Genomic DNA, 18191 nt, shown 5'->3' on the forward strand with positions numbered 1-18191 from the left:
GGTGACGGCCCCGGGGCCGACCTCCCCGGACGACCCCGCGGCCTCGTCGGCCGGACCCGCGGCCGGCACCTACTTCGACCCGACCTTGCGCCGGCCGGACGCCTTGCGGTCCGACGGCTTGGTGACCGGCTGCCCGGCCTCCACCAGGGCCAGCCGGCGGGAGGCACCGAAGTCGGCGAGGGCCTCGACCAGCACCTCGACGTCGGGCCTGGGGGCCATCACGTCGACCCGCAGCCCGTGCTCCTCGGCCGTCTTGGCGGTGGCCGGCCCGATGACCGCGATCACCGTCGAGGGGTGCGGCTTGCCCGCGATCCCGACCAGGTTGCGCACGGTCGAGGAGGAGGTGAAGACGACCGCGTCGAACTTGCCGCTCTTGATCGCGTCGCGGGTGGGCGCCGGCGGGGGCGTGGCCCGCACCGTGCGGTAGGCGGTGACGTCGTCGCACTCCCAGCCCAGCTCGACCAGCCCGGCGACCAGGGTCTCGGTGGCGATGTCGGCACGCGGCAGGAAGACCCGGTTGATCGGGTCCAGCAGCTCGTCGTACGGCGGCCACTCGGCCAGCAGGCCGGCCGCCGACTGCTCCCCGACCGGGACCAGGTCGGCCCGCAGGCCCCAGGCGGCGATGGCCTCGGCGGTCTTGTCGCCCACCGCGGCGATCTTGAGCCCCGAGAAGGCCCGGGCGTCGAGGCCGTACTCCTCGAACTTCTCCCGGACCGCCTTGACGGCGTTGACCGAGGTGAAGGCGATCCACTCGTAGCGGCCCTCCACCAGGCCGCGGACGGCCTTGTCCATCTGGAGCGGGTTGCGCGGCGGCTCCACCGAGATGGTCGGCACCTCCTCGGGCACGCCCCCGAAGGCGCGGATCCGCTGGGAGAGCGAGCCGGCCTGCTCCTTGGTGCGCGGCACCAGGACCCGCCAGCCGAAGAGCGGCTTGGTCTCGAACCACGACAGGGTCTCGCGCAGGTTGACCACGTCGCCGATCACGATGATGGCCGGCGGGGCCACCCGGGCGGCCCGCACGTCGGCGGCCACGTCGGCGAGGGTGGAGATGAGCGTCGCCTGCTCGGTGGTGGTGCCGACCCGGGTCACCGCGACCGGGGTCTGCGGCGAGCGACCGGCGGCCTGGAGCGCCGCCGCGGTCTCGGCGAGGGTGCCGACGCCCGAGAGCAGCACCAGGGTGCGGCCGTCGGCGTACTGCGACCAGTCGATGTTGCCGCCGCAGGTGACCACGGCCACCTCGCGGTGGGTCTTGTCGGTGAGCGGGATGCCGGCGTAGGCCGGGACCGCCTGCACCGAGGAGACGCCGGGCACGATGTCGAAGCCCACCCCGGCCTTGACGCACGCCTGGGCCTCCTCGGGCCCGGAGGCGTAGAGGAAGGGGTCGCCGGTCATCAGCCGCACCACGCGGTGCTTCTTGCCGTGCTTGACCACCACCCGGGCCCGGTTGGCGTGGGTCAGCGGCTGGCCGTCCTCGCCGAAGCCGCCGTCGACCAGGACGGGCGCGCCCTCGATGGGCTCCGCCTCCTCCCCCGGGACGCGGGCCGGCAGGCCGAGGACGGTGCGGACCAGGTCCTCGTGCTCGGGGGCCTCGGTGAGGATCACCTCCGCCTCCTTGATCAGCTCGACGGCACGGACCGTCAGCAGGCCAGGGTCGCCGGGGCCACTGCCGACGAAGGAGACCCAGCCGGTGGGGGTGGACGTGGTGGCGGGGGTGTTGCCTCGGGTCATGGGTGCTGCTTCCTCACTGCTGCTTCGTGCGGTGCTTCCATCAGGTCCTTGGCGCCATCGGCGAGCATCTCGCTCGCCAGGCGGGCGCCGACGCCCGCTGCCTCCTCCGGCCGGCCGGTGGCGCTCATGCGCACCGACAGGCCCCCATCCATGGACAGGGCCACCGCCCTGAGCCACAGCTCCTCCCCCGTGTCTCCCTCGACCACCTCGGCCAGCGCGCCCAGCGGCGCACTGCACCCGGCCTCGAGCGTGGCCAGCACGGCCCGCTCCGCCTCGACGGCCGCGCGGGCGCGCGGGTCGTCGAGCTCGCCCAGGACGGCGGTCAGCTCCTGGTCGTCGGTCCGGCACTCGATGGCCAGCGCACCCTGCCCGGGGGCCGGGAGCATCTGGATCGGGTCGAGCACCTCGGTCACCTCGTCGAGGCGCCCCAGCCGGGCCAGCCCGGCGCGGGCCAGCAGGATCGCGTCGAGCTCGCCGCCGGTGACCTTGGCGATCCGGGTGCCGACGTTGCCCCGGATGTCCACGATCTCCAGTCCCAGCCCGAGCGCGGCCAGCTGGGCGGCTCGCCGGGGCGACCCGGTGCCGACGCGGCTGCCCACCGGCAGCTCGCCCAGGGTCAGGCCGTCACGGGCGACGACGACGTCGCGCGGGTCCTCCCGCCCGGGCACGGCCGCCAGCGTGATGCCGGGGTGCGGATAGGTCGGCAGGTCCTTGAGGGAGTGGACGGCGAGGTCCACCTGGTCGGCCAGCAGGGCGTCACGCAGGGCGCTGACGAAGACGCCGGTGCCGCCCATCGAGGCGAGCGGGGCGCGGCTCACGTCGCCGTGGGTGGTCACCTCGACCAGCTCGACCTCGCGACCGAGCCGGCGCACCATCTCCGCGACGTGGCCCGACTGGGTCGTGGCCAGGGCGGAGGCCCGGGTGCCGAGCCTCAGGGGTCGGGGGCTCATCGCGTCTCCCCCTCGTCGGGCACGATGCCGCGGGTGACCGCGGTGACCGCCTTGGGGTCGAGGGCGAAGAGCTCGGCGAGCGCCTCGGCGTAGGAGACCGGCTCGGCCTCGCCGGTCAGCTCCTTGACCCGGGTGGTGGGCTGGTGCAGCAGCTTCTCGGCGACCCGGTGCACGGTGCGCCGCACCTCGGCCCGGACCTCGTCGTCGAGGTCGGGCAGCCGGGCCGCGAGGCGGTCCATCTCGCTCTCCACCACGCCGGTCGCCATGGTCCGCAGGGCCACCACGGTCGGCGTCACGCTGGCCTGGCGGCGGGCGCTGAGGAACGCCGAGACCTCCTCGGCCACGATCTTGCGCACCCCGGCGACGTCGCGGGCGGCGTCGCTGTCGTCGAGCACGGCCGCGAGCTCGGCCAGGCCGGTCAGGGCCACCCCGGGCAGCTCGGAGACGTCCGGGTCGACGTCGTGGGGCAGCGCCAGGTCGATGATGTCGAGGCGCTCGGTGCGCGCGCCGCGGGCCGCGGCCAGCATGGTGGCGCTGACCAGGATCCCGGTGGCCCCGGTGCAGGTGATCAGCACGTCGGCGTCGGCCAGGGCCGAGTCGAGGCGGGCCAGCGGCAGCGCGGTGGCGGCGTACTCCTCGGCCAGACGCTCGGCGTTCTCCAGGGAGCGGTTGGCCACCACGACCTCGCCGGCCCCCATCCGGGTGACGGTGGCGGTGGCCAGGGCGGCCATCGAACCGGCTCCGAGGACGACGACCTTGCGGCCGCGCAGGCCGCCGTGCGGCTCGGTGGTGTGCTCCAGCGCGGCGGTCACCAGCGACGGCGCGGCGGAGTCGATCCCGGTCTCGGCGTGGGAGCGCTTGCCGACCCGCAGCGCCTGCTGGAAGAGCAGGTTGAGGGAGGAGCCGACGGTGCCGAGCTCCTGGCCGACCCGCAGGGCCTCCCGCGTCTGACCCAGGATCTGGCCCTCGCCGAGCACCATCGAGTCGAGTCCGGCCGCCACGTGGAAGAGGTGGGAGACCGCGCCGTCGTCGTAGTGCACGTAGAGGTGGGGCAGCAGCGATTCGGTGCTGCTGCCGGCCCGGTCGACCAGGAGCCGGGAGAGCTCCTCGACGCTGCCGTGGAAGCGGTCGACGTCGGCGTAGACCTCGAGGCGGTTGCAGGTGGAGATGGCCGTGGCCTCCGCGACGTGCTCGCAGCCGGAGACGTCGGTGATCAGCTTGACGACGCCGTCGCCGTCCAGGGCCAGCCGCTCCAGGACGGCCATCGGGGCGGACTTGTGGGAGATGCCCACCACCAGCACGCTCATGACGCACTCCCCTCGACCGCGGGCAGGCCGGCGGGGGCCGCACCGTCCGGGCGCCCGTGCTGGGCCTTGCGCTGCTCGTGGTAGGCCAGGATCTGGAGCTCGATGGAGAGGTCGACCTTGCGTACGTCGACGCCCTCGGGCACCGACAGCACCCCGGGCGCGAAGTTGAGGATGCTGGTGATCCCGGCCGCGACCATCCGGTCGGCGACGTCCTGGGCGGCGGGCGCCGGGGTGGCGACCACGCCGATCGCCACGGAGTCCTCGCGCACGATCGCCTCGAGGTCGTCGAAGGGGCGCACCGGGACGCCGGCGACCTTCTCGCCGTGCCGTGTCGGGTCGGCGTCGAGCAGGGCGACCACCCGGAAGCCGCGGCTGCGGAAGCCGGAGTAGTTGGCGAGTGCGTGGCCGAGGTTGCCGATGCCGACGATGACGACCGGCCAGTCCTGGGTCACCCCGATCTCGCGGGCGATCTGGTAGCGCAGGTACTCCACGTCGTAGCCCACCCCGCGGGTGCCGTAGCTGCCCAGGTAGGAGAGGTCCTTGCGCAGCTTGGCGCTGTTGACGCCGGCCGCCGCGGCCAGCTCCTCGCTCGAGCAGGTCAGGGTACCGGCCTCGGAGAGGCTGGTCAGGGCGCGCAGGTAGACCGGGAGCCGAGCCACCGTCGCCTCAGGGATCTCCCTGGCCGCCTCGGCCGAAGTCCGTGCAGTCACTGGCTTCTTCTTTCCAGCCAGAACGACGGCCCGGTCGGGTCCGGGTCCGGCATCGCTCGGCGCTCCTCACTGTAGGAGTTTGTGAACGCGAGAACAAAATCCCCTCCGGCCGCGACGGCGTGGAGTGAGGAGTCCCACCCCCCCGCGATCAGCCGCGGGTCAGGGCCGCGCGGAGCCTGGACTCCTCGACCCGCCAGAAGTCGTGCTGGCGACCGTCGACGAAGGTGACCGGCACCTCCTCGGTGAAGCGGTCCAGCAGCTCGTCGTCCTCGTCGATGTCGACCTCGGTCCAGGTGTCGCCGGTCTCCGCGCAGACGCGGCGCACCACGGCCACCGCCTCCTCGCAGAGGTGGCACCCCTCCCGGCTGTAGACGACCACCCGGGCCAGGTCCCGGGTCTCCTCGAGCCCGCCCACCGGCGTCACTCCAGCAGACCGAGGCGACGGCGGCGCTCGATGCCGCGCAGCCGCCCCTTCTGGATCTTGCCGGTGGCGGTCCGCGGCAGCTCCGCGACGACCTCGATCCGGGCGGGCTGCTTGAAGCGGGCCAGGTGGCTGCCGGTCCGGGCCCGGACGGCGTCCTCGACCTGCTGCGGGTCGGCGCCGTCGCGGGCGACCACGTAGGCGACCACGGCCTCGCCCGTCGACTCGTCGTCGGCGCCGATCACCGCGACCTCCGCGACGCCCTCGACGTCGCGGATGACGTCCTCGACCTCGGAGGGGTAGACGTTGAAGCCCGAGACGATCACCAGCTCGCGGACCCGGTCGACCAGGTAGAGGTCGCCGTCGCCGTCGAGGTAGCCCACGTCGCCGGTGTCGAACCAGCCCTCGGCGTCCGGCCCGCCCGAGCCGTCGGGCCAGTAGCCGGAGAAGAGGTTGTCGCCCCGGATCTGGATCTCGCCCGGGTCGTCGCCCTCGAGGTGTCCGGTGTGCTCGTCGACCAGGCGCAGCCCGATGCCGGGCAGCGCCGCGCCGACCGACCCGGTGTGCCTGGACCCGCCGGCCCGGCCCGGGGTGGCCCGGCTCCTGCTGCACAGGGTCGAGGTGACCACCGGGGCCGCCTCGGTCAGCCCGTAGCCCTGGTGCACCTCGACGCCCGCGGCCTCCGCGAACCTGTCCATCACCTCGGCGGCCAGGGGCGCGGAGCCGGACAGCATCAGCCGCACCGGCCCCAGGCGGTCGCGCAGCCCCTCGACGGGCAGCCAGTGGGCGAAGACCGGCGGGGCGACCGGGACCACCGAGACGGCCTCGTCGTCGATCACGTCGAGGGTCGACTCGGGCTCGAACCGGTCGACCAGGATCAGCTTGGCGCGGTGCCGCAGCACGCTGCCCAGCACGGCGTTGAGGCCGTAGACGTGGAAGAGCGGGAGCACCCCGAGCACCACGTCGTCGCCGTGCATCATCTCCGGCCGCACCGCCGCCACCTGCTCGATGTTGGCCATCAGCGCCCGGTGGGTGAGCATGGCGCCGCGCGGACGGCCCGAGGCGCCGCTGGTGTAGAGCAGCACGGCGAGCTTCTCGGGGTCCTGCAGGGGCGGCGGGGCCTCCCCGGGCTCGGCGACGAGCTGGGCATAGCTGCCCCCGTCCGCCCCGTCGACGTCGCCGATCACCACCAGGCGGGGGTCGCGGGCGCGCTCCAGCAGGTCGTCCTCGAGCTCGGCGTCGGGGACGGGGCGCCCGTCCTGGGCGGCACGCAGCATCTCGAACGCCTCCCGGACCGCGGGGGCGGTGTCGCCGTCGGCGACCACCAGGCGGGAGCCGGAGTCGGCCAGCAACCGGACGAGCTCGTAGGGGGTGGAGCCGGGGTTGACCGGCACCGCGACGACCTGCGCCGCGAGCGAGCCGAGATAGCAGGTGACGAACTCCAGCCGGTTGCCCAGCACGATCATCACGCGCATGCCGGCGACCAGCCCCAGGCGGCCGAGACCGGCGGCCACGCGCTGCACCTCGTCGTCCAGCTGGGCCCAGGTGAGGCTCCGCCCACCCACCTCGACCAGTGCCAGCCGGTCTGGACACTCGGCGGCGGCGGACACCACCAGGTCGGCTACGTGCGGGGAGCGCGGCATGTCGAAGATCTTTCCACAACCTGCCCCCTCCGTGTCCTACTACGCTGATCGGGTGACCCACCCCGGACAGCACCGAACCCCGTCGGACCTGCGACGTCGCTCGACGCTCGCCGGGGAGGCCGCCGCGGCCACCGCGGAGGTCGAGGTCGCTCTCGCCACCCCGGCCGACCCGGGCAGCGCCGCCTTCTTCGACGTGGACAACACCGTCATGCAGGGCGCCAGCATCTTCCACCTGGCCAAGGGCCTCTACAAGCGCAAGTTCTTCACCACCCGCGACATCGCCGGGGCGATGTACAAGCAGGCCTGGTTCCGGGTCGTGGGCAAGGAGGACCCCGAGCACATCGAGGACGCCCGCAACTCCGCGCTCGGGTTCATCGCCGGGCACACCGTCGCCGAGCTCGAGGAGCTGGGCGAGGAGATCTTCGACGAGGTGATGGCCCACCGCATCTGGCCCGGCACCCGCGCCCTGGCCCAGATGCACCTCGACCAGGGCCAGCGGGTCTGGCTGGTCACCGCGGCCCCGATCGAGATCGCCTCGATCATCGCCCGGCGGCTCGGGCTCACCGGCGCCCTGGGCACCGTCGCGGAGCACCAGGACGGGGTCTACACCGGCCGCCTGGTGGGCGACCTCCTGCACGGCCCCGCCAAGGCCGAGGCGATCCGGGCCATCGCGGAGCGCGAGGACCTCGACCTGTCCCGCTGCTCCGCCTACTCCGACTCCATCAACGACCTGCCGATGCTCTCGCTGGTCGGCGACCCGGTGGCGATCAACCCGGACCCCGCGCTGCGCTCGCACGCCCGGGCCCACGGCTGGCGGGTCCGCGACTACCGCACCGGACGCAAGGCCGCCCGGATCGGCCTGCTCACCGGCGCCGCCCTGGGCGCCTCCGCCGGTGGCGTCGCCGCCGGGCTGGCCGTCCGCGGCCGCCACCGCGACTGATCCGAGTCCAGGGACGGGTCCTCCCCCTTGCCCAAAGGCCGTCGCGCTCCGTAGCCTCGTGGACCACGTCTGACGGGGAGGTTGGGCATGCTCGGGAGCGACGACGCCGCGCGGGGTCTCGACGCCCTGCGCCGCGCCGTGCTGGAGGTGCTCCACCCGGGCGCCGGCCTCCTGCTCGCCGAGTCCGTGGCCCCCGCCGGGGCCGGGTCGGCCCGGTTCCACGGCGCCCCGGTGCCGGTCCCCCGCCCCGCCGGCGGGCCCGACGACGGCGACCTCGCCACGTCGAGCGAGTCCTCCGCGGCCGACCGCGACCGGCTGATCGCGCTGGTCGAGCTGGCCCGCACCGGCGACGCCGAGGCGTTCGGGCTCCTCTTCGACCACTACCACCGGGCCGTCCACCGCTTCCTGCTCCACCGCACCGGGTCGGTGACGGTGGCCGAGGACCTGACCTCGGAGACCTTCTTCCGGGCACTCCGGGCGATGCGCGACTTCCGCTGGCAGGGCAAGGACTTCGGCGCCTGGCTGACGACCATCGCCCGCAACCTGGCCACCGACCACTTCAAGGCCGGACGCACCCGGCTCGAGACCAGCACCGACGACCTCGGCAGCCACGAGGACCGGCCGGGGGTGGCCGGCGGTACCGCCCCCGGCAGCCCGGAGGACCTGGTGGTCTCGCGGCTGACCCACGAGGTGCTGCTCGAGACGCTGCGCACGCTCGCCGACGACCAGCGCGACTGCCTGGCGCTGCGCTTCCTGCAGGGGATGAGCCTCGCCGAGACCGCCGAGGCCCTGGGGCGCTCCACCGGCGCGGTCAAGCAGCTCCAGCTCCGCGGCCTGCGCAACCTCGCCGCCCGGCTGCCCGAGGGGGTGACGGAACCGTGAGCGCCCTGTCATCGGCCCCCTCGGCGGCCCTGTCGCCCGCCGGGTGCCTCGCCGTAACCTCCGCCCGCCCCGGCTCGTTGCTCCGGGTGGACCGGCTGCCGTCGGCGGCCGGCGGCCAGCACCCAGGAAGCCTCCCATGATCCCGCCGTCCGCCTCGCGCCGTCGCGCCGACGAGCTCGACGCCCTGCTGCAGGGCGCCGCGGGCGTGGGCGCCCGCGCGAGGCAGCGCCACGCCCGGGTGCTGGCGGTCGCGGCCCAGCTCACGGCGGCGCCCGAGACGGCACCGCGACCCGCGTTCGTCGTGGACCTGCGGGAGCGGCTGATGGCCGAGGCGGCGACCGTGCTCGCGCCGCAGCACGCACCCGCCACGACCCCCGGAGGTGCCCCGGCCGGTCCGGAGCACGCGCGCGACCCGCGCCGCGTCCGGCGCGACCGCCGGGTGGCGGCCACGCTGGGCACCGCCGCCTTCCTGGTGGCCAGCGGGTCGGTGGGCGTCGCCTCCCAGGCCGCTCTCCCCGGCGACCTCCTCTACCCGGTGAAGTCGGCCCTGGAGTCGGCCCGCGAGGAGATCGCCACCGGCGACCACGACAAGGGCATGCTGCTCCTCTCCCGCGCCGGCTCCCGCCTCGACGAGCTCCAGGAGCTCGCCACCCGCGACGACGCCGGCAGCCGCCGCGAGGTCGGCCCCACCCTGGAGTCCTTCACCGACCAGGCCGAGGAGGCCGGCGACCTGCTCCTGGCCGACTTCGAGTCCTCCGGCCGGCGCGCCTCGGTGCTCGCGCTGCGCGACTTCGCCGCCGCGGCGATGCCCCGGCTCGAGGCCCTCGCGCCGGTGGTGCCCACCGACGCGCTCGACGAGCTGGAGGCGGCCGCCGCCGCTCTCCTCACCCTCGACGACCGGGCCGTGGCGCTCTGCCCCGACTGCGGCGACGCCGGCAGCATCAGCGTCCCCCGGTTCCTCGCCGACGGCCCGGCGCCGGGGACTCCCGGCACCCCGGGTGACGACGGGCCGGCGACCGACCCGGCGCCCCGCGCCCTGGGTCCCGGGCCCGGCAGCGGGGTCGAGCGCGGTGCCCCGCTCCCGGCGCCGGGCACACCCCTGGGCACGCCGACCCCCACCCCCACGACGCCCGCGGAGCGGACGCCTCCGGGCGAGTCGCCGCCCGACCCCGCCGGCCCCCGGGCCACGGCTCCGCCCACGCCGGCACCCACCCCGACCGCCACCCCGAAGCCGCAGCCCTCGACCGCGCCCGGACCGCCCCAGGACACCGCCCCGTCCCCGCCCCAGCCCACCAGCACGACCGTGCTGGAAGGACTGACCGAGACGCTCGTGGGAGGAGGCACCCCGGCCCCGGGAGGGACGCCGTCCACCGGCGTGGTCGGGGGCCTGGGCGAGGTCCTCGGCGAGGTCACCGGGAACCTGCTCGGCACCCCCGTCGGCGAGGCGGTCGAGGAGACCACCGACGGCGTCCGGCGGCTGCTCTCGGGGGTCCTCAACGGCCCCACGCGCCCGCCGCGCCCGACCCCCTGAAGGGGTCAGAAGAAGACCGAGCTCCGCTCCTTCAGCAGCGCGAAGAGGGTCTGCTGGATCGTCTCGCGGACCTGGTCGGTGAGGTTGAAGACCAGCATCGGGTCCTCGGCCTCCGCCTCGTCGTAGGCGTCGGTGCGGATCGGCTCCCCGAACTCCAGCAGCCACTTGGAGGGCAGGGGCACCAGGCCCAGCGGCCCGAGCAGCGGGAAGAACGGGGTGACCGGCAGGTAGGGCAGGTTGAGGAGTCGCGCCAGCGTGGAGAGGTTGCCGACGATCGGGTAGATCTCCTCCGCGCCCACCACCGACAGGGGCACGATCGGGACGCCGGTGCGCAGGGCCGCCGAGACGAAGCCGCCCCGACCGAAACGCTGCAGCTTGTACCGCTCCGAGAACGGCTTCCCGATGCCCTTGAAGCCCTCGGGCCAGACCGCCACCAGCTCGCCCTGGGTGAGCATCCGCTCGGCGTCGGCCTGGCACGCCAGGGTCGCGCCCGAGCGGCGGGCCAGGGCGGCGACCACCGGGAGACGGAAGACCAGGTCCGCGCCGAGAGGACGCAGGAACCGGCCGGTGTGGTCGTGGACCGAGACCATCGTCATCAGGCCGTCCACCGGGATGGTGCCGGAGTGGTTGGAGACCACCAGGGCGCCGCCCTCGGCGGGGATGTTCTCCACCCCGCGCACCTCGATGCGGAACCACTTCTCCGCGATCGGCCGGAGCACGGCCAGCAGCAGGCGCTCGGTCAGCTCGGGGTCGAAGCCGAAGTCGTCCACGAGGTAGTGGCCCTCCAGCCGGCGACGCAGGAAGGCGAGCAGCTCCGCCAGCCGCCGCTCCCAGTCCTCGCCGAAGACCTCGCGCGCGCCCGTCTCGAGCGCCGCCAGCCAGTCGCCGACCGGGATCCCGCCGGTGGGCTCGCGCTCCGCGGTGGTGAAGGGGCTGCGCGCCTGCGGCGCCGCGGCAGCTGCCTCGGTCTCCCGGGGGCTCGCGTCGGCCGGCGAGGCCGGGGCCTTGCGCGCCTTGCGCGGCTTCGGCGCCGCCTGGCTGCGGGTTCCGCCGGCGAGGTCGCGCGCGGCCGCGGACGGCTTGCTCCGCCCGCTTCCGCGCCCGGGACGCCCGCCGGTGCCCAGCGGGATGATCTCTGCCTCAGGCACGGGGACCTCCTGCGGGTGCGGGGTCGAGCACGACGTCGTGGTCGAGGCTGCGACAGAAGTCGTCGAACGCCTCGGGGGTCGTGAAGCGGGGTGAGAAGCCCAGCTCCTCCCGCATCCGGGTGGTGTCGACCCCGCGCCCGTAGGTGAGCAGCGTCCGGTGCTCGGCGGACGGGTCGGCGAGCCGGGCCGAGCGGAGCAGCGCCTCGACCCGCCCCAGCGACATGGCCGGCAGCGGGAGCGGCAGCTTGCCGAGGCGGCGGATCGCCTGGGAGAGCATGACGACGCCGTCACCGGCGACGTTGAAGGTGCCGTGGACCTGGTCACCGGTCGTCGCGTGCAGCAGCACGTCGTAGAGGTCGTCCTCGTGCAGGAACTGCAGGCGCGGGTCGAACCCGAGGACCATCGGGACCACCGGCATCCGGAAGAACGAGGTCATCGGGCTGACCACGTTGGCGCCGATCACGTTGGCGCAGCGCAGCATGGTGACCCGGACGTCGGGACGGCGGCGGGCGAACCCGCGGACGTAGCCCTCCACCTCGGAGACGTCCTGGGCGTAGCCGGCCCGCGGCATCCGCTTCGCCGCCATGTCCTCGGTGAACATCGCGGGGTCGCGGTTGCTGGCCCCGTAGACGGCGGTGCTCGACTTGACGATCAGGTTCCTGACGCCCGGAGCGCGCTGGCAGGCCGCCAGCAGCTGCATCGAGCCGATGACGTTGATCTCCTTCATCGCCGTCCGCCCGCCGTTGCCGGCCGGCGTCGCGATGACGCTCATGTGCACCACCGTGTCGACGTTCTCGCGAGCGATCACCTTGGCGATGACCGGGTTGCGGATGTCGGCCCGGATGAAGGAGACCTCACCGATGTCGCCCCGCGGGGGGACGACGTCGACGCCGATCACACGATCGATGGAGGGGTCGGCAGCGGCTGCGCGCGCGAAGCGGCGGCCCACATCCCGGGAGACCCCGGTGACCAGCGCGACCCTCCCCATGACCGCGGTGTGTGCTTACTTGCCGAGCTTGCGACGCTGCACGCGCGTCTTCTTCAGGAGCTTGCGGTGCTTCTTCTTGGCCATACGCTTGCGCCGCTTCTTGATGACAGAACCCACAGGAAACCTTTCAACGTCTTCACGTCCTCGGCGATTCGCCGGACCGGTGTGTCAGCCTACTTGCCCGCACCAGCCGGGCAGAATCGGGTGCCACCCGTTGGGCAGTACCCGGGCCGCCGACCCGCGACGCGGGCCGGCGGTGCCGTGCTCAACCGGCGTTGAAGAAGCTCTTGCGCAGGTATTCGTCGACGTCGTCCTCGGTCACCCGGAAGGAGCGCCCGACCCGCACCGCGGGGAGATCCCCGTTGTGAACCAGCCGGTACACGGTCATCTTGGAGACCCGCATCATGGCGGCCACCTCGGCGATCGTGAGGAACTTGACGTCGGACCTGTCCGAGGGGTTGGCCATCTGTGCACCTGATCCTTCTGCCCCACGGCGCCGGCTTCCCCACCGGCGTCACAGACGTGTGGCGTTTCCGTGAGAATAGGGCTTCCTGTGACCCGTGGGGAAGGGAATGACTAGTGAAACTTTCCTTTGGCGGCGTGTCGCGTTGATTTCCGCCCGATTGCCCTTCTTGACGAGGTGATTCAGGCGTACGGGTCCAGGCCGTGCAGGGGAAAGGCCTCCATCCGGGTGGCGTGGATCGCCCGGTCCAGCCACGTCTCCGGGTCGTAGCCGTCGCGCCAGTCCCGGTAGGCCGGGGTGCGGCCGTCCGTCATCCGGTGCGGGGCGCCCGTGCCGAGCACCGTGGAGACGTGGTCGCGCCACGCCTCCGGGGTCTCCAGGGCGGGGTCCAGCGGCTGGCCGCCGACGATGGCGAGCAGGTGGCTCCAGGCCCGCGGCACCACCGACGAGATCGCGTAGCCGCCACCGCCGGTGACCACCCATCGGCCGTCGGCCACGTCGTGGGCCAGGTCGTGCAGCGCCAGGTAGGTCGCCCGCTGGCCGTCGACGCTCAGCATCAGGTGGGTGAGGGGGTCCTCCATGTGGGAGTCGCACCCGTGCTGGGTGACCAGGACCTGCGGGTCGAACTCGCGCAACAGCTCGGGGACCACGGCATGGAAGGCGCGCAGCCAGCCGGCGTCCGCGGTGCCGGGCGGCAGGGCGACGTTGACCGCGGTGCCGGCCGCCTCGGGCCCACCCAGGTCGGCCGGGAAGCCCGTCCCGGGGAAGAGCATCTGCCCCGTCTCGTGCAGGGAGATGGTGAGCACCCGCGGGTCGTCCCAGAAGACCTTCTCCACGCCGTCGCCGTGATGGGCGTCGACGTCGACGTAGGCGACCCGCTCCGCCCCCTGGTCGAGCAGCCAGCGGATGCCCACCGCCACGTCGTTGTAGATGCAGAAGCCGCTGGCCCGGTCGGGCATCGCGTGGTGGAGGCCTCCGACCACGCTGGCACTGTGCAGCGACTCGCCGCTCCAGACCTGGCGGAACGCCTCGACGCTGGCCCCGACCACGTGGGCCGACGCGTGGTGCATGTCCCGGAACACCGGGTTGTCCTCGGTGCCGAGGCCGTGCTTCTCGTCCACCAGGCCCGGCGTCGAGCCGACCCGCTGGACCGCCTCGATCAGTGACTCGGAGTGGACCGAGGCGATGAGGTCGAGGTCGGCCATCGGCGCCGGCACCACCTGCAGACCCCGCTCCATCACCCCGAGCTCCTCGGCCAGACGCATCGTCAGCTCGACGCGCAGCGGCGACATCGGGTGCTGCTGGCCGAAGTCGTACTCGGCCAGCGTCTTGTCGAACACGACACTGGCCGGCCCGTGACACTCCCTCATGGACGGCACGCTACTCCCGCGGCGCGCCCTCCACCCAAGTTCCGCTGCGCCGCGTTCGCGCGCGTCGAGGTCGCCGGGTCGAGCCGCGGGTCACCGACCCGGTGCGCGAGACCTCGTCAGGCCCCTCCGAGCTCCAGGTGACCAGGTCGTCGTGCTGTCGTCGTGCTGTCGTCGTGCTCGTGGTGGGCGCCATCGGCCTCCCCTCTCCTCGGGCGGGAGACGGTCGCGTCCCGTCGCCCGGCCAGATCCGTTCGGCGACTTCTGAACATGAAAACTTGCGCAAGTGAAGGAATGAAGAACACACCTCTGTGCAGGTCACCGCGCTGGGGGCAGACTGAGAAGATGTCCGGAACCTCGATGAACCCCGCGAGCGCCCGGGTGCTGGCGCTCGAGTTCCCCCAGTCCCTGGCGGTCTACGACACCTACGCCCAGGCCCAGAAGGCGGTCGACCACCTCTCCGACCAGGAGTTCCCGGTGGAGAACTGCATGATCGTCGGGACCGACCTCAAGCAGGTCGAGCGGATCACCGGGCGCCTGACCTGGGGCCGGGTGGCCGTGGCCGGGCTGCTCTCGGGCCTGTGGCTGGGCCTCTTCCTCGGCCTGCTGCTCGGGCTCTTCGTCGAGGGCGGCGGCTGGTTGGCGATGCTGGTCGCGGCCGCGTTCTTCGGCGCGGTCTTCGGCCTGATCTGGGGCCTGGCCGGCTACGCGGCCACCCGGGGGCGACGCGACTTCTCCTCGGTCCAGGCGGTGGTCGCCACCCGCTACGAGGTGCTGGTCGAGCACAAGCACCGCGAGCGGGCCCGCGAGATCCTGGCCGCCACGCCCGGGCTGCTGCCCGACCCGTTCGCCTGAGACGGCCGCCCGCCGGAGCGGCTCAGGCGCCCGCGGCCAGCTCGCGGGAGCGGTCGCGCGCCGCCTCCATGGCGGCGAGGAACGCCGCGCGCACCCTGTGGATCTCCAGCTCGCGCAGCGCCGCCGCGGTGGTGCCGGCCGGGGAGGTGACCTGCTCGCGCAGCACCGTCGGATGGGTGCCCGTCTCGCGCAGCATGATGGCCGACCCCACCAGGGTCTGCACCGCGAGCTCGGTCGCGGTGGCCCGCGGGAGCCCGAGGTGGACGCCCGCCTCGATCATCGACTCGATGACGAAGAAGACGTAGGCGGGACCGGACCCGGAGATCGCGGTCACCGCGTCCATCTGCTTCTCCGGCACCCGCATCACCTTGCCGCAGGAGTCCATCAGCGCCTCCGCCTCGGCCAGGTGCTGCTCGTCGCAGTGCGAGCCGGGCGAGATGGCGGCCATCCCCTCGTCGACCAGCGCAGGGGTGTTGGGCATCACCCGGACCACCGCGACCTCGGCCGGCACCCGCGCCTCGATCCAGGCGGTGGTGATCCCGGCGGCCAGCGAGACCAGCAGCTGCCCCGGGCGCAGCACGGGAGTGATCTCGGCGAGCAGGTCGGCCATGTCCTGCGGCTTGACGACCAGGGCGACGGTGTCGGCCTCGGCCGCCGCCTCACGGTTGCCGAGCACGGTCACGCCGTACCGCTCCTCGAGCTCGGTGGCGCGCTCGGCCCGCTTCTCCCCCACCAGGAGGGTGTCCACGCGACGACCGGCCCGGACGAGTCCGGACAGGAGCGTCTCGCCCATCACGCCGGCGCCGAGGATCGCGGTCTGCTTCGTGGTCGCCATGGCGCCCATTGTGCCGCTAGTCCTTGCGGACCAGCGACTTGAGGAACAGCGACACGTTGCCGGGCTTCTCGGCGAGGCGGCGCATCAGGTAGCCGTACCACTCCTGGCCGTAGGGCACGTAGACCCGCACCGTCTCGCCCGCCGCCGCGAGCCGCCGCTGCTCCTCGGGGCGGATGCCGTAGAGCATCTGGAACTCGTAGGTGCCCTGGGCGCGGCCGTGGCGGCTGGCCAGCGACGCCGCGATCTGGATCATCCGCGGGTCGTGGGTGGCGATCATCGGGTAGCCGTAGCCGGCCAGCAGGATGTTGAGGCAGCGCACGTAGGCCTTGTCGATCTCGGCGCGCTCCTGGTGGGCCACGTCGTCGGGCTCGAGGTAGGCGCCCTTGCACAGCCGCACCCGCGACCCCTCGTGGGCCAGCGCCCGGCAGTCGTCCTCGGTGCGCCGCAGGGCCGACTGCAGCACCGCCCCGGTCTCGGGGAAGTCCTTGCGCAGCTCGCGGAGGATCTTCAGGGTCGCGTCGGTGGTGGTGTGGTCCTCCATGTCCAAGGTCACCGTGGTGCCGGCGTTGCGGGCGGCCAGGCAGATGGTCCGCGCGCCCGCCAGGGCGACCGCCTGCCCGGAGACGCCGTCCTCCTCGGGCAGCGCCTGGCCGATCGCGCTGAGCTTGACGCTGACCTCCGCGCGGCGCCCCAGGGCCCGGGCGGAGAGCTGCTCGAGCAGCTCGACGTAGGCCGCGACGGTGAGCTCGGCCTGCCGGCGGTCGGTGGTGTCCTCGCCGAGGTAGTCCAGGCTGACGGCGAGACCGGACCCCACCAGCTCGGCGGTCGCACCGACCGCGGACTCGGTCGTCTCACCCGGCACGTAGGTGGCGACCACCCGGGAGGAGACGGGCAGGGTGCTGATCATCTCCTTGACCCGCCCGGAGCGGGAGAGCATCAGGATGGGCTGGCGGAGCAGGGACATGCCGCCCAGGCTACGGGGTGCGCCGAGACAGGGTGAGCGCCCCGAGGGAGAGGAAGACCAGGGCGTAGACCGCGATCACCGCCAGCTCCTGCCAGACCTCCGCGGTGGCCTCGCTGCGGCTGAGCTGGTCGATCGCGTCCACCGCGAAGGAGAGCGGGAGCACGTCGCCGACCGCCTCCAGCACCCGCGGCAGCCGGTCCCGGGGCACCAGCAGCCCGCACAGCAGGATCTGCGGGATCACCACCGCGGGCATGAACTGCACGGCCTGGAACTCGGTGCGCGCGAAGGCGCTCACGCACAGCCCCATCGCGGTGCCCAGCACGGCGTCGCAGACCGCGACCACGGCGAAGAGCCACAGCGGCCCGCGCACCGACAGGTCCAGGCCCCACACGCTGACCGCCACGGTCAGCACCGACTGCACGGCCGCGAGCAGGCCGAAGGCCAGCGCGTAGCCCAGCAGGAAGTCCAGCCGCCCCATCGGCATCGTGAGCAGCCGCTCCAGGGTGCCGCTGGTGCGTTCGCGCAGCGTGGTCACGCTGGTCACCAGGAACATCACGAAGAACGGGAAGATCGCCAGCAGCGCGGGACCGATCCGCTCGAAGACCTGGCCCGGCACGTCGTCGTAGATCCACCACAGCAGCGTCACCAGGGCGCAGGGCAGGACCAGCAGCATGGCCAGCGTCCGGCGGTCGCGGCGGACCTGGGTGAGCACCCGGCCGGCCACCGCCAGCGTCGTCCGCGGCCTCATGCCCGGCCCTCGACGATCGCCAGGAACGCCTGCTCCACGTCGGCGGCACCGGTGCGCGAGCGCACCTGCTCCGGGCTGCCCTCGGCGATCACCCGGCCCTCGCGCATCAGCAGCAGCCGGTCGCAGCGCTCGGCCTCGTCCATCACGTGGCTGGAGACCAGCACCGCCGCACCACCCTCGGCCAGCCGGTGGAAGAGCGCCCACAGGTCGCGCCGCAGCACCGGGTCGAGCCCCACGGTGGGCTCGTCGAGGACCAGCAGGTCGGGGCTGCCCAGCAGTGCCACGGCCAGGCTGACCCGGCTGCGCTGGCCACCGGAGAGCCGGCCCACGACCCGGCCCCGCAGGTCGGCGAGGTCGACGGCGGCCAGCACCTCGTCGGCCTCCGACCGGCCGACGCCCAGCACCCGGGCGAAGAAGCGGAGGTTCTCGGCGACCGTCAGGTCGTCGTAGACGCTGGCGGACTGGGTGACGTAGCCGACCCGGTCCCGCAGCGCCGGGCTGCCGGCGGGCAGGCCCAGCACCTCGACCGTGCCGGAGCGGACCTGCTGGGCGCCGACCAGGCAGCGCATCAGCGTGGTCTTGCCGCAGCCGCTGGGCCCCAGCAGACCGGTGACGCCGCGCCCCACGTCGAGGGAGAGGGCGTCGAAGACCTGCCGGCCGCCGCGCACCACGGTCAGGTCGCGCACCTCCACCACGTGCTCCATCACCGCA

The 18191-nt window shown here is 73.7% G+C and carries 19 protein-coding genes; 4 read left to right on the top strand and 15 right to left on the bottom strand.

Annotated features, from left to right (window positions below):
* Positions 1 to 69: 69 nt before the first annotated feature.
* The 6 genes from AC4BGE_RS04895 to AC4BGE_RS04920 form a co-directional block, all read right to left on the bottom strand.
* Entirely contained in the window at positions 70 to 1728 is a 1659-nt protein-coding gene (locus AC4BGE_RS04895) for a bifunctional uroporphyrinogen-III C-methyltransferase/uroporphyrinogen-III synthase (protein ID WP_490570368.1), read from the bottom strand.
* Positions 1725 to 2678, bottom strand: coding sequence for a hydroxymethylbilane synthase (hemC, locus tag AC4BGE_RS04900; RefSeq protein ID WP_490570369.1), 954 nt, complete (start codon positions 2676 to 2678; stop codon positions 1725 to 1727). Before hemC ends, AC4BGE_RS04895 begins: the two co-directional genes overlap by 4 nt.
* Entirely contained in the window at positions 2675 to 3985 is a 1311-nt protein-coding gene (locus AC4BGE_RS04905) for a glutamyl-tRNA reductase (RefSeq protein ID WP_490574540.1), read from the bottom strand. Before AC4BGE_RS04905 ends, hemC begins: the two co-directional genes overlap by 4 nt.
* Complete coding sequence (locus AC4BGE_RS04910) at positions 3982 to 4695, bottom strand: redox-sensing transcriptional repressor Rex (RefSeq protein WP_490574541.1); 714 nt, start codon at positions 4693 to 4695, stop codon at positions 3982 to 3984. The genes AC4BGE_RS04905 and AC4BGE_RS04910 overlap by 4 nt, the downstream gene beginning before the upstream one ends.
* Before the next feature lie 148 nt (positions 4696 to 4843).
* Positions 4844 to 5110 carry a glutaredoxin family protein gene (locus tag AC4BGE_RS04915; RefSeq protein ID WP_490574542.1) on the bottom strand — a complete coding sequence of 89 codons (267 nt, stop codon included), beginning with the start codon at positions 5108 to 5110 and terminating at the stop codon, positions 4844 to 4846.
* Between the two features lie 5 nt (positions 5111 to 5115).
* The gene (locus AC4BGE_RS04920; RefSeq protein ID WP_490574543.1) at positions 5116 to 6759 is read right to left on the bottom strand and encodes a class I adenylate-forming enzyme family protein; all 1644 of its coding nucleotides are present in this window, start codon (positions 6757 to 6759) and stop codon (positions 5116 to 5118) included.
* A 52-nt stretch (positions 6760 to 6811) separates the two neighbouring features.
* Here AC4BGE_RS04920 and AC4BGE_RS04925 point away from each other — a divergent pair, with 52 nt between their 5' ends.
* From AC4BGE_RS04925 to AC4BGE_RS04935, 3 genes are all read left to right on the top strand, one after another.
* Positions 6812 to 7699: an HAD family hydrolase gene (locus AC4BGE_RS04925; protein WP_490574544.1), complete on the top strand. Its 888-nt coding sequence runs from the start codon at positions 6812 to 6814 to the stop codon at positions 7697 to 7699.
* Positions 7700 to 7786: 87 nt separating this feature from the next.
* Positions 7787 to 8581, top strand: coding sequence for a sigma-70 family RNA polymerase sigma factor (locus AC4BGE_RS04930; RefSeq protein WP_490574545.1), 795 nt, complete (start codon positions 7787 to 7789; stop codon positions 8579 to 8581).
* 136 nt (positions 8582 to 8717) lie between these two features.
* Positions 8718 to 10112: a DUF5667 domain-containing protein gene (locus AC4BGE_RS04935; RefSeq protein ID WP_490574546.1), complete on the top strand. Its 1395-nt coding sequence runs from the start codon at positions 8718 to 8720 to the stop codon at positions 10110 to 10112.
* Positions 10113 to 10117: 5 nt separating this feature from the next.
* Here AC4BGE_RS04935 and AC4BGE_RS04940 read toward each other — a convergent pair whose 3' ends face one another.
* The 5 genes from AC4BGE_RS04940 to AC4BGE_RS04960 form a co-directional block, all read right to left on the bottom strand.
* Complete coding sequence (locus AC4BGE_RS04940) at positions 10118 to 11260, bottom strand: lysophospholipid acyltransferase family protein (protein ID WP_490574547.1); 1143 nt, start codon at positions 11258 to 11260, stop codon at positions 10118 to 10120.
* The gene (locus AC4BGE_RS04945; protein WP_490574548.1) at positions 11253 to 12248 is read right to left on the bottom strand and encodes an NAD-dependent epimerase/dehydratase family protein; all 996 of its coding nucleotides are present in this window, start codon (positions 12246 to 12248) and stop codon (positions 11253 to 11255) included. The genes AC4BGE_RS04940 and AC4BGE_RS04945 overlap by 8 nt, the downstream gene beginning before the upstream one ends.
* 15 nt (positions 12249 to 12263) lie before the next feature.
* Positions 12264 to 12365 carry a 30S ribosomal protein bS22 gene (locus AC4BGE_RS04950; RefSeq protein WP_008356322.1) on the bottom strand — a complete coding sequence of 34 codons (102 nt, stop codon included), beginning with the start codon at positions 12363 to 12365 and terminating at the stop codon, positions 12264 to 12266.
* Positions 12366 to 12513: 148 nt separating this feature from the next.
* Complete coding sequence (locus tag AC4BGE_RS04955; protein ID WP_490570379.1) at positions 12514 to 12714, bottom strand: helix-turn-helix domain-containing protein; 201 nt, start codon at positions 12712 to 12714, stop codon at positions 12514 to 12516.
* A 179-nt stretch (positions 12715 to 12893) separates the two neighbouring features.
* Positions 12894 to 14081, bottom strand: a complete 1188-nt coding sequence (locus AC4BGE_RS04960) for an acetoin utilization protein AcuC (protein ID WP_490570380.1) — start codon at positions 14079 to 14081, stop codon at positions 12894 to 12896.
* Between the two features lie 342 nt (positions 14082 to 14423).
* Between AC4BGE_RS04960 and AC4BGE_RS04965 the strand changes: the two genes are divergently transcribed.
* On the top strand, positions 14424 to 14933 hold the full coding sequence (locus AC4BGE_RS04965; RefSeq protein WP_490570381.1) for a YflT domain-containing protein: 510 nt from the start codon (positions 14424 to 14426) through the stop codon (positions 14931 to 14933).
* Positions 14934 to 14955: 22 nt separating this feature from the next.
* On the opposite strand, the gene proC is transcribed toward AC4BGE_RS04965, so the two are convergent.
* From proC to AC4BGE_RS04985, 4 genes are read right to left on the bottom strand one after another with little or no spacing between them, the layout of a single operon-like run.
* On the bottom strand, positions 14956 to 15768 hold the full coding sequence (gene proC / locus AC4BGE_RS04970) for a pyrroline-5-carboxylate reductase (RefSeq protein ID WP_490570382.1): 813 nt from the start codon (positions 15766 to 15768) through the stop codon (positions 14956 to 14958).
* Between the two features lie 16 nt (positions 15769 to 15784).
* Entirely contained in the window at positions 15785 to 16732 is a 948-nt protein-coding gene (locus AC4BGE_RS04975; RefSeq protein WP_490574549.1) for a proline dehydrogenase family protein, read from the bottom strand.
* 10 nt (positions 16733 to 16742) lie between these two features.
* Positions 16743 to 17480, bottom strand: coding sequence for an ABC transporter permease (locus AC4BGE_RS04980; RefSeq protein ID WP_490574550.1), 738 nt, complete (start codon positions 17478 to 17480; stop codon positions 16743 to 16745).
* A complete protein-coding gene (locus tag AC4BGE_RS04985) occupies positions 17477 to 18184 on the bottom strand; it encodes an ABC transporter ATP-binding protein (protein WP_490570385.1) in 708 nt (235 codons plus the stop codon). Before AC4BGE_RS04985 ends, AC4BGE_RS04980 begins: the two co-directional genes overlap by 4 nt.
* Positions 18185 to 18191 lie beyond the last annotated feature (7 nt).

The sequence above is a fragment of the Nocardioides sp. Z50_6 genome, from assembly GCF_058215755.1.

Coding starts and splice junctions, on each gene's coding strand:
- AC4BGE_RS04980 (WP_490574550.1), bottom strand. CDS start 17,480: ATGAGGCCGCGGACGACGCTGGCGGTGGCCGGCCGGGTGCTCACCCAG.
- AC4BGE_RS04905 (WP_490574540.1), bottom strand. CDS start 3,985: ATGAGCGTGCTGGTGGTGGGCATCTCCCACAAGTCCGCCCCGATGGCC.
- AC4BGE_RS04985 (WP_490570385.1), bottom strand. CDS start 18,184: ATGGAGCACGTGGTGGAGGTGCGCGACCTGACCGTGGTGCGCGGCGGC.
- hemC (WP_490570369.1), bottom strand. CDS start 2,678: ATGAGCCCCCGACCCCTGAGGCTCGGCACCCGGGCCTCCGCCCTGGCC.
- AC4BGE_RS04935 (WP_490574546.1), top strand. CDS start 8,718: ATGATCCCGCCGTCCGCCTCGCGCCGTCGCGCCGACGAGCTCGACGCC.
- AC4BGE_RS04945 (WP_490574548.1), bottom strand. CDS start 12,248: ATGGGGAGGGTCGCGCTGGTCACCGGGGTCTCCCGGGATGTGGGCCGC.
- AC4BGE_RS04920 (WP_490574543.1), bottom strand. CDS start 6,759: ATGCCGCGCTCCCCGCACGTAGCCGACCTGGTGGTGTCCGCCGCCGCC.
- AC4BGE_RS04955 (WP_490570379.1), bottom strand. CDS start 12,714: ATGGCCAACCCCTCGGACAGGTCCGACGTCAAGTTCCTCACGATCGCC.
- AC4BGE_RS04960 (WP_490570380.1), bottom strand. CDS start 14,081: ATGAGGGAGTGTCACGGGCCGGCCAGTGTCGTGTTCGACAAGACGCTG.
- proC (WP_490570382.1), bottom strand. CDS start 15,768: ATGGCGACCACGAAGCAGACCGCGATCCTCGGCGCCGGCGTGATGGGC.
- AC4BGE_RS04930 (WP_490574545.1), top strand. CDS start 7,787: ATGCTCGGGAGCGACGACGCCGCGCGGGGTCTCGACGCCCTGCGCCGC.
- AC4BGE_RS04975 (WP_490574549.1), bottom strand. CDS start 16,732: ATGTCCCTGCTCCGCCAGCCCATCCTGATGCTCTCCCGCTCCGGGCGG.
- AC4BGE_RS04965 (WP_490570381.1), top strand. CDS start 14,424: ATGTCCGGAACCTCGATGAACCCCGCGAGCGCCCGGGTGCTGGCGCTC.
- AC4BGE_RS04895 (WP_490570368.1), bottom strand. CDS start 1,728: ATGACCCGAGGCAACACCCCCGCCACCACGTCCACCCCCACCGGCTGG.